General features: G+C 59.5%; 9 protein-coding genes. 4 read left to right on the top strand and 5 right to left on the bottom strand.

Features of this window, described 5'->3' with window-relative positions:
- Positions 1 to 185: 185 nt before the first annotated feature.
- From AC1DXN_RS21330 to AC1DXN_RS21310, 5 genes are all read right to left on the bottom strand, one after another.
- On the bottom strand, positions 186 to 1,700 hold the full coding sequence (locus AC1DXN_RS21330) for a LysR substrate-binding domain-containing protein (RefSeq protein WP_477276206.1): 1,515 nt from the start codon (positions 1,698 to 1,700) through the stop codon (positions 186 to 188).
- 170 nt (positions 1,701 to 1,870) lie between these two features.
- Positions 1,871 to 2,242: a DUF2958 domain-containing protein gene (locus AC1DXN_RS21325; RefSeq protein WP_256754696.1), complete on the bottom strand. Its 372-nt coding sequence runs from the start codon at positions 2,240 to 2,242 to the stop codon at positions 1,871 to 1,873.
- Entirely contained in the window at positions 2,239 to 3,210 is a 972-nt protein-coding gene (locus tag AC1DXN_RS21320) for an ArdC family protein (protein WP_477276208.1), read from the bottom strand. Before AC1DXN_RS21320 ends, AC1DXN_RS21325 begins: the two co-directional genes overlap by 4 nt.
- A 163-nt stretch (positions 3,211 to 3,373) precedes the next feature.
- On the bottom strand, positions 3,374 to 5,371 hold the full coding sequence (ligD, locus tag AC1DXN_RS21315; protein WP_477276210.1) for a DNA ligase D: 1,998 nt from the start codon (positions 5,369 to 5,371) through the stop codon (positions 3,374 to 3,376).
- Positions 5,372 to 5,745: 374 nt separating this feature from the next.
- Entirely contained in the window at positions 5,746 to 6,759 is a 1,014-nt protein-coding gene (locus tag AC1DXN_RS21310; RefSeq protein ID WP_436260249.1) for a GlxA family transcriptional regulator, read from the bottom strand.
- Positions 6,760 to 7,642: 883 nt separating this feature from the next.
- Between AC1DXN_RS21310 and AC1DXN_RS21305 the strand changes: the two genes are divergently transcribed.
- The 4 genes from AC1DXN_RS21305 to AC1DXN_RS21290 all read left to right on the top strand — a co-directional run bounded on the left by AC1DXN_RS21305 (position 7,643) and on the right by AC1DXN_RS21290 (position 12,644).
- Positions 7,643 to 9,268, top strand: a complete 1,626-nt coding sequence (locus tag AC1DXN_RS21305; protein ID WP_477276272.1) for an ABC transporter substrate-binding protein — start codon at positions 7,643 to 7,645, stop codon at positions 9,266 to 9,268.
- A 90-nt stretch (positions 9,269 to 9,358) separates the two neighbouring features.
- Positions 9,359 to 10,714, top strand: a complete 1,356-nt coding sequence (locus AC1DXN_RS21300) for a flavin monoamine oxidase family protein (RefSeq protein WP_477276212.1) — start codon at positions 9,359 to 9,361, stop codon at positions 10,712 to 10,714.
- 68 nt (positions 10,715 to 10,782) lie between these two features.
- Positions 10,783 to 11,796, top strand: a complete 1,014-nt coding sequence (locus AC1DXN_RS21295; RefSeq protein WP_477237756.1) for an ABC transporter permease — start codon at positions 10,783 to 10,785, stop codon at positions 11,794 to 11,796.
- 5 nt (positions 11,797 to 11,801) lie between these two features.
- Positions 11,802 to 12,644: an ABC transporter permease gene (locus AC1DXN_RS21290; protein ID WP_477237754.1), complete on the top strand. Its 843-nt coding sequence runs from the start codon at positions 11,802 to 11,804 to the stop codon at positions 12,642 to 12,644.
- The last annotated feature ends 1 nt before the right edge of the window (position 12,645 follow it).

Here is a 12,645-nt window from a genome sequence, read left to right as displayed (position 1 = left end):
GACCAGCGTCCGGATAGCGTCAAGTTCTTGACAGATTGGCCTTACCTTACGTAAGAACGGACGGGGCCATTTAGGTGAACGTCAGGCGCGGAGCAACCGGAGTACCAGCCAACTCTATTTGACGTTGCGACTTTTCAACCAAGCATGCAATGGGGTGGAACAGGCGCGCGTCACGCGCCTTCAGCTCAAAAGGCAGCGATGATCGCCTCGAGCGATACATTCAATGCGTTGGAAAAGGTCCTGCCCTTCTGCCAAATCGCCACGTAGTGATAGAGCGCGGACGGCTCCACTGGCCTTATTCCCAAGTGAAACGCCGCGTATTCGCGCGCAATGATCTCATTGGTTATCGAAATGCCTAGGCCAGCCGAAACGTATCCGGCTTCGTGACCGTTGCAATCGAATTCCACGAGTATGTCCGGCTCAACGCCGGCGAAGCGCAAGGCATTGAAGTTCATCTGGTGGGCGGCGAATTGGGGATCGATATCGACGATCGTTTCGCCTGCCAGGTCGTGTGCCTCGATACAGGTCTGTTTTGAAAAGCGGTGGTCGGGGTGAAAGATGCATACATTTCGGGCCGACCCAAGCGGCGCCCACTCAAACAGACTCGGATCCAAGGGCAACCTCGAGATACCGAGATCTGCCCGCCCGGCCAGGACGTGCTCGCCGATCTGCTCGTAGCTTCCCGAAATCGACCGGACATTCGAAGCCGTCTTTGCGTGGATGATCGCCACGACCTTGGGCAAGGTCACGAAACCGAAAACAGAAGGAGCGGCAATCGCGATCCGCTGCTTTTCCTCGTTCTTCATAGCGAAGATCGACGCTTCCAGCCGATCCAGCGACGTCAAAGCAAGTTCCACGTTTCGCAGGAGTTCCCAGGCTTCCTGCAAGGGGACGATGCGGTTGGCTGATCTCTTGAAGAGTGTGATGCCGAGCGTGGTCTCGAGTTGCTTCACATGTTGACTGACGGCCGGCTGGCTTATGCCGAGCGCTGCCGCCGCTCGCCTTGTCGAACCGGCCCGCAACACTTCTCGGAACACCTTCAGTTGACAAAAAAGGCGCCGGATCTGCTGCGGCTCCCTCGACCAGGAGTTTTCGAGCGCCTCCCAGACCTGCTCCTGGCGGGCGTGGTCGTCGGTCACGGTAAAGGCCATGAGCTGCTCGAGCTGCATGCCCTCCTGCTCGTAGACCTCGTGCAGCTTGGGCGAAACTTTTGCGAGTCGCAGGCGCTGCTGGACAAAGGTAGCGGACACGAAGAAGCGTGCCGCAATGTCCTCGTGGCTGGCGCCTTGGTCGTGCAGGGTCTGGAAGGCGCGAAACATGTCCAACGGATGTAAATCTTCGCGCTGAAAATTCTCGGCAAGTGAATCCTCCTCGATCGGGACCTCACTGTCGGCGTTGGTGACGACGCAGGGAACTGGCTCGGTCTTGATCATGCGCTTCTGCTTGACCAGCAGTTCCAGCGCGCGATAGCGGCGCCCGCCAGCCGGCACCTCAAACATGCCGGTCTCGTTGCCCTCGCCATCCAACACTGGCCGGACGTTGAGGCTCTGGAGCAGACCCCGCCGCCCGATCGAGGCGGCTAGGTCCTCGATCGTTTCCCCGCGCTTGATGCGCCGGACATTGGATTGGCTCAGCATCAGCTTGTTGAAGGGGATATCACGCGAGGCGTTGAGGGTGATCTTCTGCTTGGGCGTAACCATGTGGACTATCTCCGCGACGGGCGGCTGAGACTCTCTCGACCTCCAAACCCGTCACAAAGGAAGGCGCAGCCCTCTCACTCTGAGGACTGCGCCGCACGCGGAGCTGAAGGGACACAAGGCCGCAGACACGCTTTGCGCATCTGCGGCCTTGCGGATTTCGAGCCGAGATCTCACGCGCCCTCCCGACCAGACTGGGCGGCCAGGTAGAGGACGCGTTCGGCGTCGCGAATGCTTCCGGCCCGGCGGGCCGCCTCTGCCCAGGCCGAAATCGGCAGGTCGGTGGCAAATAGAATGTCGCGCTCGATGCCCATGCCGAAGGGCAGCCGGACCGACGTCATCTCGAGGAGTGAGAAACTGCCCAACTCGGGATAGCCTAGATCGGCGAGACCGAACATGGCGTCGCCATCGGCACCCAGCTCCGTCGCGAGCCAGGTTCCTTCGCCGAGCGGATTGAAGAACTTCACGACCGGTGCGTGATCGGCGTTGCGCTCGCGGCCATTGGCGAGCAGCCGCTCGCGCAGTTCGTCGGTGAGGAGGATCATGCCGCCCTCCTGTCGATCTCGGCCTCATCAACGTCGACCGGGCCTGCCTTGGCCGCACCGTCAGGTTGCGGCAGGAAGGCAAGCAGCCAGTCGGCCGCCTTGCTGGCCTGGGAGGCGGCACGAACGATGGCGCGGTTGTCTTCGCGCAGGACCTCGAGCCAGGAGGCCAGGTAATCGGCGTGGCGCACGGTTGGTACGATGCCAAGTGAGGCGCAGCAGAAGGCTGCGTTCATCTCGGCGACCAGTTCCTCGAAAGCATATCTCTTGGTGCCGAAGGCGCCTCCGAGGTCGCGGCCGACGCGGGAGGCATGGCCGGTCGCATGCCCAAGCTCATGCAGGGCGGTGCGGTGCCAGTCGATGGTCTCGAAATAGGCCTGCGGGGGCGGCACCCGCACGTAGTCCTGCGCCGGCACATAATAGGCACTGCTGCCACCGATACGGAAATCGATACCTGTCGCCTTGATCAGCGTCTCGACTGTAGGCTCGATCAGTCCGGGTTCCGGTGCAGGCGGAGCCGCGGCCAGATCGTCGGGCAGATTTTCGCATTGCGCTACGTTGAACACAATGAAGCGTTTCAGGAACGGTATGGCCTGTGCCGCCTCGCCGGTTTCCCGCGCGCGATTCTTCGCGTCGTCAGGGATGAAGCGGTCAGCATAAACGACGGTGGTGCCGTGTTCGCCCTTGCGGACATGGCCGCCCAGCAATAGCGCCTGGCGGAAAGTCAGCCAGCCCTGGATGGGAAAGCCATGCTCGACGACCGCTCCCCACAGGATCAGCACGTTGATCCCGGAATAGGCGCGGCCTGTCGCGGCATTGGCCGGCATAGCAAGGGGCGCTTGCGCCGCCGCCGTGCCCCAGGGCTGCACCCAGGGAAAGCGCCCTGCTTCCAGTTCGGCGATGATCTTGCTGGTGATATCGTCATAGAGGCTTGACCGGTCGGCGCCGGCGCGAGCGTAATGTCTGGACATCGCGGTTCTCCGCGACGGGCGCCGGAGGCCTCTCCTCCAGCTCTCAACCCGTCACGGCAAACCGGTCCGTACTCTCACTCTAGACGGCGTTGCGGGGGGTCTCCCGCAGAAGGGGGACGCTCTCGAATTTTGGGCAAAGGCGGTCCGCGCCAACTGCTTATTCCTACCGGACTGCGTGGCGGATGCGCTCGGTAAGCGTTTGTTCGACGTAGAAATAGCCTTCCCAGGCTTCCGGCAGCTGAGCCCGCGCGGCGGCGGCGAAAACATCGAAACCGTCGGCGCTTTCGCAGGAGGGCAACTCCTCCCAGCTGACGGGCACCGCGCACCCCGCCCCCGCGCGTGCCCGAGTGGACCAGGGACAGATTGCAGTGGAGCCCTGGCCGTTGCGTAGGTAATCGAGAAACATTCGGCCCTTGCGCTTGGCCTTGCTCATGTTGGCGACGAAGCGCGACGAATCTGTACGGGCCAGCAGTTCGGCGAAGTCTTGGCAGAAGCTCTTGACCTCGTCCCAGTCTGCCTCCGGGACGAGCGGCACGACCACATGAACGCCCTTGCCGCCGGACAGCAGCGGCCACGACTGCAGTCCAAGCGCTTCCAGGATGCTCCGTATGTCGAGGGCTGCCTGCTTGACGGCAGTGAAGCCCAAGCCCTCGTCGGGGTCGATGTCGAAGATCATGCGGTGTGGCAGATCCGGCTGCTTGCGCAGGCTTCCCCAGATGTGGAATTCGAGCACGTTCATCTGAACGCCTGCGATCAGCCCAGCCAGGTCATCGATCCACAAGATCCGGCTTTCCTTCCCGGACATCTTCTCCAACTGGCCGTCATGGATGGCCTTGGGCATGCCTGGCAGTCTGTGTTTCTGAAAAAAGGTCTGTTGCAGGTCGCCGTCGGTATCGCGCACCAGCGATAGCGGCCGATCCTGGATGTGCGGCAGCATCTTCTCGGCGACCACGGCATAGTAGGCGGCGAGCGTGGCCTTGGTCACCTTGGTCCCCGGATACATGACCTTGTCCGGATGCGTCAGCTTGACGCCGACAGCAGCGGCGATCTCCTTCCCGATTCCCGGATCGAGATTGGCGGAGCCAAGAGTTGCCGGCGTCTTCGGCATTTCCATCACCACCTGGTCGGCTGGCTTGTCTTCCCGCATGCCCTTAAAGCTTGGATGCCGCAAGCTGCCGTCCGATGTCACTTCGGCATAGGTGACCTCGGCAACAAGCTCGGGCTTCACCCATCGGGCACGGCGGGCAATGTCTCGCGGAACGGAGGCGAAAGCCGGTTTGTCAACACGGCGTGTCTCGAGCTTCGCGAGGATGTCTTTGCGCATCGCCGCGGTGAACCCCGTGCCGACGCGGCCGCGATAGATGAGCTTGCCATTGTCGTAAGTGCCGAGGATTAGCGAGGCCATGCCGTGTCCTGTGTCACTTGGTCGATAGCCGCCGACGACGAATTCCTGTCGCTTCGTGCACTTGATCTTGAGCCAACTCCCGGTGCGGTCGCCGACGTAGGAACTGCCGGCACGCTTGGCGATGACGCCTTCGTGGCCGCCCTCGCACATGGCGTCGAACACCCTTTTGCCTTGGTCGACGATGTGGCTGGAGAATTGCAGGCTGTCGTCAGGGCGGCGCGCGCCCAGCAGGGATTCAAGTCGCGCCTTGCGCTCGAGGAGCGGCTGGTTCGACAGATCTTCGCCATCGCATTCAAGCAGATCGAAGGCATAGAACTTGAGGGGCATACCTGCGGCAATGCCGGTTTTCAGCATGGAGAAGTTCGTGCGGCCCTGGCTGTCGATCGCGACGATCTCGCCATCGATCAGCATCGCGCCTTTGGTCAGTCTCTGAAGCGGCGGCAGGATGACCTTGAACTGTCGGGTCCAGTCGTGGCCATTGCGGGTATAGACGACGACGTTCGAGCCGGAGATGGCGACTTGGGCACGATAGCCGTCGAACTTCATCTCGAAGAGCCAATCCCCGCCCGCCGGTATGTCATCTGTCAATGTGCAGAGCTGGAACGACCGAAACCCGGGCAGCGGATATGTAGGGATAGATTCTGAGTCTCTGCGCCGTGTGCGCCTTTTGCTGATGCTGAGAGTGCCATCTACAACCGACATGCGGAACTCGGATACATAGTCCCATTCAATACCCTGCCCGGGATTCGGTTCCATGCCCGAGCATCTCCGCGCCGGCGACCGCCGGCGCCCAAAGGAAGAACGGCGTATAAGCCGCAGTCCTGCGCGCGTCCGTAAAACGGGCGATTGTCGCGCGCAGGACGTAGGAAATTCGCCCCCGCCGCGGGCGGTGAACGGGACAGCCGTAGGAGCGTCAGCATAGCGCCGGCCGCAGGACGGGACGCGGGACCGACTGTCCCCGTCCGCGGCGGTCCGCGTGGATCTCGGCAGCAGGCGTTGGCTCCCTGGTAGGCCCACAAGGCGGCGTCAACAGCCATCAACGATCGGCTGTGATCAGAGCGCGTCTGTACTCGATGCGCATAAAAAGCGTAGAGGCGCGCGTCGATACCAAGCTGATCCGCAGAGGCAGTTCAATAAAGACGGCGTCCGTCCGGAGTGGACGAATTCACCTGGAAGGAGCGTCGGTAATGCATTGGGCTGGTGTTGAAGCGGGCCCGAAAAGCTCGGAAATATGTCGCGGAAGACGTAAATCCGCTTGCTAATCCGGTTTCCCGCACGCTTAGCGTGCTATATAGAAGCAATTCCTTAGCACGCTGCAGTCGAAACGTAATGTAGTAGTTCTTTGGACTTGCTTTTAAATGCTTCCTGAATAAATGCTGAAGCTCTCTTTGGGAAATTCTGCATTCATTCGCCATGGCTTGGATCGACAGCGGATCCTCGATGTTGTCTTGCATCAGTTTCTGCGCACAAAGAAGAACAGGATTTGAATGCCAAGCGTTGCCATTTATGATTTGACGTTGTTGACCTGTCTCGCTTCTGACTGACGGGTAACTCATCTCGTTTGCGACAACATCCCGCAAAACCCTGCCGCAAAAACGATCCAGCATGAAGAGCGCATAGTCCAGGCAGGCGGCCTGGCCCGCGCAGGTCGACCGGTTTCGATCTACGACAAACAGCTGTTCGACGATCTCCGTTTCGGGATATAGCTCCTTGAACGACGCCAACGTGCTCCAATGGCCGGTGGCCTTGAAACCATTGAGCAGGCCCGCTTCCGCGAGAAGCAGCCCACCAGCGTCCAATCCGCAAAGATGGGCGCCAGCAGATGCCTGCCTCCGGAGCCATCGAAAAAGCGAGGCTTTGCCTTGTCCGCCCCAGGCATACGAGGAGTACAGAAGCACAAGGTCGTAAGTTGTCGGCGCGTCGATCGTAGCTGTAGCGGGAATCGAGATGTCTAGATTGGTGTTGGTGCACTGGCCGTCGATAGAAACAAATTCGATCGTGAAAAGGCGCGATTTGCTCATCCGGTTGGCGGCGCGAAACGGCTCTATCGCCAGAAGCGTGGCGTAAAGCGACGGCTCAATGCAGACGACCGCTATGCTGTGCTGGGCGTCAAAGGGCGACGTTCGATTCCGTTTCTGTTCCATCCAACGGTGCTCGTATCCAAACGTCCCTAATGCTGACCAGCGTGCCATGGTTTAAGGGGGACTAGCGATAAGCGCAATCCTTATTGCGTAATGCGCTATCGGCCTTCGTCTGCGAGCTGGCGCTGCCAGGTCCCCATCGCGCCCGCCGCTCCAATGAGGCCGTAGCGTGTCTTGGAAAACGTGAGCTTGACCTATTCGTTGGAAGCCCTCCATCCATCACGACCATATCGTGCTTCAGGATCTTGGACCTGATTGATGGGGAACACTTCAACGGCGCAACTTGGACGAATTGGAAGACCAAGTTCACCAGGCGGTCGCCACCCGAACCGTATCCGACGGCTTTGGCCACTCTGATCGCCCGCCGAGCGGAGCACATTGATAAAAAGGGAGAGCGCAGACTTGAGGATTGGTAGCGGCGCAAACCTTGTGGCCATTACCATTGGCACAGCTATTGCGCCCTTCTCCGACCGCGATTCCGTCTTTAGGTGTTTCACGTCCTTCGAAGCTCCATTGATCGACAGGCTAAGACCCTGGCTGCGCCGTTCATCCTCAATCGGCATCCCGACTGCGTCAAGCGTTGAAGGCCCGAGGAAAGCCTAGCCTTACCGCCAGACCGCCTATCAGGCGCGGTCGGCCGAAGAGGATTGCGGTAAACGCAATGTTGTTAGCGCAAAGCGATATGCATGGGCCGCAATTCGCTGGCAAGCTACCGAGGGCCGCGCCTAGAACCGCGCTACGCGCTCAGTGACGAGCCCAGGATACGATGGGAGATGACAATTCGCATCACTTCACGGCCAGTGCGTTAAACATAGACATGCACGATGATATATCATATCAAAGGCTAATAATGCCGGAAGACGTAACAATGGGAGTTGCTACAATGATGGTTATGCAGAACAGCGGTGCCCACGCGGCTCGCATCCTTCGGAGAAATACGCTCGCTCTCTCGCTGGCGGGTGCGGCGATGCTGATGCCCTTCGGTGTTGGCGCGAGCCAAGCGCAAGACAAGCCACTGGTGGTGGCGCGCGATATGGATATCAATTCCTTGGATCCCGGGCGGGCGTGGTGCGACACTTGCCAGATCTATTTGACGTCCACTTATGCGCGCCTTGTGAATCTCGACAAGGATAACAAGACGATTGTGCCGATGTTGGCGGATAGCTGGACAGTCAATGCCGACCAGACCCGTTTCACGTTCAAGCTCAATCCGAAGGCGGTCTTTTCCGATGGCTCGCCGGTGGAAGCGAAGGACATAAAATGGACGCTGGAGCGTTTCAAGAACGTCAAAGGCAACGCCTCATATCTTGTGGATCCGATAAAATCGATCGAAACGCCGGACGCGCAGACCGTCGTCATTGATCTCAACGCGCCAAACTCGGAGTTCCTGAGCGTTCTGTCCGCGCCTTTTCTGTCCATCCTCAATTCCAAGCTCGTTGCGGAACACGGTGGCGACGCCGGACCAGACGCTGCTACCAAGGACACTGCGGAGCAATGGCTGCTCGCCAACTCCGCAGGCGCGGGTCCGTTCGTCCTCGCCTCATATAGCCCGAACCACGAGGTACGGCTGAAGCGCAACGACAAGTTCTGGGGCACGCCGGCCGCTCTCTCCGAGATCATCCTCCAGCAATCGAAGGGTGGCGTGAGCCAGCTTCAGCTCTTGGAGGGCGGTAGCGCTGACATCGCGATGCAAGTGGACCCGACCACGGCCAAGGGCATAACCAATCCGGACATCGTCGTTGATGCCCAGCCCTCGCTTAACATGGTCTATGTCGCTCTTTCTCCCGGGGCCAAAAATCTGTCCAATCCGCTGGGAAGCAAAGTTCGCGAAGCGATCGCCCACGCGATCGACTATGATGGAATCATCGATTTGACCCTTGACGGCAAGGGCCGCCGCCTTGCGACTGCCATTCCGGAAGGCTTCCCCGGAACCGGCGGTGCGGAACCCATCTCCTACGATGTGGAGAAGGCAAAGGCGCTCATGAAGGAGGCGGGTGCCGAGGACGGGTTCACCATCGATACCGCGTTTCCAAACGTCAACACATACGGTGTCGACTACAGCTTGATGATGCAGAAGATCCAGCAGGATCTTTCGGAAATAAAGGTTCAGCTCAACCTGGAGCCAATCGAGTTCACCGTCTGGCGCGAGCGTATAAACGGAGACGGGATCCCGTTCACGGCGGTTTTCTATGCACCCGATTATTTCGGGACCGCGCAATACATCCAGTATTTTTCGATGATGAAGGATACCGCTTGGTACAAGCGGGCTGGCGCGGATAAAGATCCGAAACTCGCCAGGCCCGAAGCCGCGGAGCAGTTGCAGAAGGCTCTCGCCACTAGTGGGGCTGAAAGTGACGGCTATTTCCGCAAACTTGCCGTCGGAATGGCCGAGGATCATATCATCCTTCCGATCGTTAGCCCCGACAACATCTTCGTCTACAAGAAGGGCCTGTCGGGACTTCGTTTCAGCGCTTGCTGCAACATGGTTTTGTCCGAAATTTCCTGGAAATAGAGCCGACCTTTTCTAACGAAACAGAACCGATGCCGGAGAGTGTATCTCCGGCATCCGGGTATTTTTCCCTTAAAAGAGGTATTTATTATCATGCCAACGGAGTTTGATCGCGACGTCGTGGTCATCGGCGCCGGTCTGTCGGGTCTCAATGCCGCGACCCTGTTGAAGGAAGCCGGCCTTTCGGTGATCGTGGTCGAGGCGCGCAATCGCGTGGGAGGACTCACATATTCGCCGACAAGCGCGGCCTATGGAGGGCGCGTTGATCTTGGCGGACAGTGGGTATCGCCCAAGCATGGACGCATCAACAAGCTGATTGAGAAGTACACGGTTCCGTTGATCAAGCAGTTCGTGACGGGGCAGCGGGTTTGTCTGCACGGTGAGGACGCGTTTGTCGGGGCAATGGGGACGGTTCCCGGTCTCACTGACGATGAGCAGACCGCGTATAAAAACGCCTTCGGAAAATTATACGAGGCCATGGACCGGATTGCGGCCAACCCATGGGAGAGCGCCGATGCCGATCAACTGGATTCCATCACTTACGCGACCTGGGTAAACAGCGTGTGCGAGCCAGGACGGGTTCGCGGGGCAATGACGCGCATCCCGGGAGCCTATTATGGAGCGCTGGCTGAGGAGATCTCCGCCCTTGAGTTGCTCCAGAAGCTGAAGTCTTGTGGCGGGCCTATCTTTATGTCGTCTACCGAGGGCGGCGGCCAGTCAGCCCATATGATGGGAACCCAGATCGCATCGGAGGGAATGGCGCGCGATCTTGGTGACGACATCGTGCTTTCGGCTCCCGTGCGAACCGTGGATTGGACAGCGAAAGGTGCGAAGGTTCACACGGAAGCCGGCGTGTGGCGGGCCCGCTATGTCGTCTTCGCCACCTCGCCGACCATGATCAACCAGATACGCTTCACGCCCCAACTGCCGTCAAAACGCAGAATGCTGCATCAGCGCTTCCCCAACGGGCGCAACACCAAAGCGGTCATCGTCTACGACAGGCCGTTTTGGCGTGACCGCAACCTCAATGGCAACGTCATCTCCACCGATGGGTCTCTCACCGCGGCGTACGACCTTGGGGACGAAGAGGCGCGCAAGGGAATCCTGATCACACTGTTCACCGGACTTCCCGCTTATCGTGTCGACAATCTCGCGCCTGCGCAGCGAAAGGCTCGCGTTCTCCAGCTGCTGACGCAGGCGCTGGGACCGGAAGCGCAAGACCCGGTCGAGTATATGGAACGGGTTTGGGCGGATGAAGAATGGTCCGGGGGGGCATCGAGCCCCTTCCTGACACCAGGTGCGCTGACAACAATAGCTGGTGACCTTCGCGAACCGGTGGGGCCTCTGTATTGGGCCGGCACACACATGTCGCCGGAATATAGAGGATACATGGAAGGAGCCCTGGCTGCGGGTGAAATCGCTGCCAGGCGAATAACGGAGGCGGGTTAACGGCGACGGGATAAAAGGGTCAGAACTGGTACGCCTTATAGTAAAGTAACTGAGTAGCGAGACTCCGAATGCTGACATACGTCCTGAGACGGCTTCTTGCCATGCCCCTGCTTTTGCTGGGCGTGGCGGCCTTGGCCTTTTGCCTTTCTCACATGACGCAGGCCGATCCCCTCGCGGCCCTGGTTAGCGATCGAATGACGAACAACCCCGAGGTCGTGGCTGCAGCGAAGGAACGTTGGGGGCTCGACAAAAGCCTGCCCGAGCAGTTTCTCATCTATGTCAAGAACCTCGCCACCGGCGATTTCGGTGTATCTTTTCGCACGCGCAGGCCCATCCTGACGGACATTGCAGAGCGACTTCCAGCGACACTTGAACTCGTCATCGCAGCGATGATCTTTGGCACTCTAAGCGGTGTATTGCTTGGGATAGTGGCCGCGCGCTTTCGCGATAAGTGGGCGGATTACATTGCCCGCCTGTTCGCATTGTTTGGCTCGACGATACCCGTCTTCTGGTCGGGTCTACTGCTTCTCTACATATTCTCGGTTCAGTTTTCGCTCATACCAGGGCCGGGTCGTTTTGATCCGCGCGGCGAACCTCCGCCCTTCGTAACCGGGATGTACACGATAGACGCGCTTGTCGCCGGCGATTTCCGGGCTTTCCTGACAGCACTGCATTATCTCCTGCTGCCCGCCTTCGTTCTCGGCTGGTCCGTGACCGGAATCCTGGCCCGCTTGGTGCGAGCCAGCATGCTCGATGTCCTGGGCCAAGATTACATTCTGGCGGCCCGAGCGAAGGGCGCCGGAGAGAGACGCACTCTGTTCAAGCATGCATTGCCCAACGCCATGATCCCCACGCTTACGATCATCGGATATTCTTTCGCCTATCTGATCACCGGCGCCGTGCTGACAGAATCCGTCTTCGCATGGCCCGGCATCGGATCCTACGCAGTGGATTCGGCCAGAACGCTCGACTATCCCGCGATCATCGGCGTCTCGCTTGTGGGCGCGGCCGCCTTCCTGTTCTCCAACCTGATCACCGACGTCGCTTACGCATTCGCCAACCCTCGTATCAAGCTGAGCTGAATGGCATGACTTCCATCGTTTCGATAGCAAGTTCGCCGCGCCAGTGGCACATAGCGAGGCCTGCCCTGCTGATTGGTATAGGCATCCTTGCCGTGTGGACGGCAATTGCGTTGACGGTTGACTTCTGGGCACCTTACGCGCCTCTTAAAATTGTTGGCCGGCATCTCCAATCTCCCTCTTTGGCCCATTGGCTGGGAACCGACTCACTTGGCCGCGACGTGCTGATCCGCACGTTCTACGGCGCCCAATACTCCCTATCCATTGCCGTCATAGTGGTTGCCGCCTCTGTGCTCATTGGCTCAGCCCTTGGGGCACTATCCGGTTTTTTTGGCGGCTGGGTCGACTCCTTGCTGATGCGCCTTGTCGACGTAACCTTGTCTTTCCCGCCAGTGTTGCTGGCCATGTCTATCGCTGCCTCACTTGGACCAGGGGTACAAAGCACGGCCATCGCTATCGTCGTCGTATGGTGGCCTGTTTACGCGCGCCTGATGCGAGGCCAGGTGCTCGAGGTCCAGTCTCGAGACCACATCGAAGCGGCGATTGCCGGCGGAGCCTCGCGAACACGGTTGCTTCTGAAGCACATCCTGCCGCTTTCCTGGACTCCAACGATCATCAGCGCCACCATGGATTTCGGGCAGGTCGTCCTCTTGGCCGCGTCGCTGAGCTTCATTGGATTGGGCGCCAAACCACCGACCCCCGAATGGGGCTCGATGATAGCCGAAGGCGCCGCGCACTTCTATTCCTGGTGGATCGCGTTTGGGCCGGGTCTTGCGATCTTGTCTATCGGCCTTGGCTGCAACTTCGTCGGAGATACGCTCCGCGACATATTAGATCCGAAGGATGACTAGT

Source organism: Mesorhizobium sp. P2_H9 (assembly GCF_056403215.1).
The sequence above is the reverse complement of the archived record's forward strand: the minus strand, read 5'-3'. Positions and strand labels throughout refer to the sequence as shown.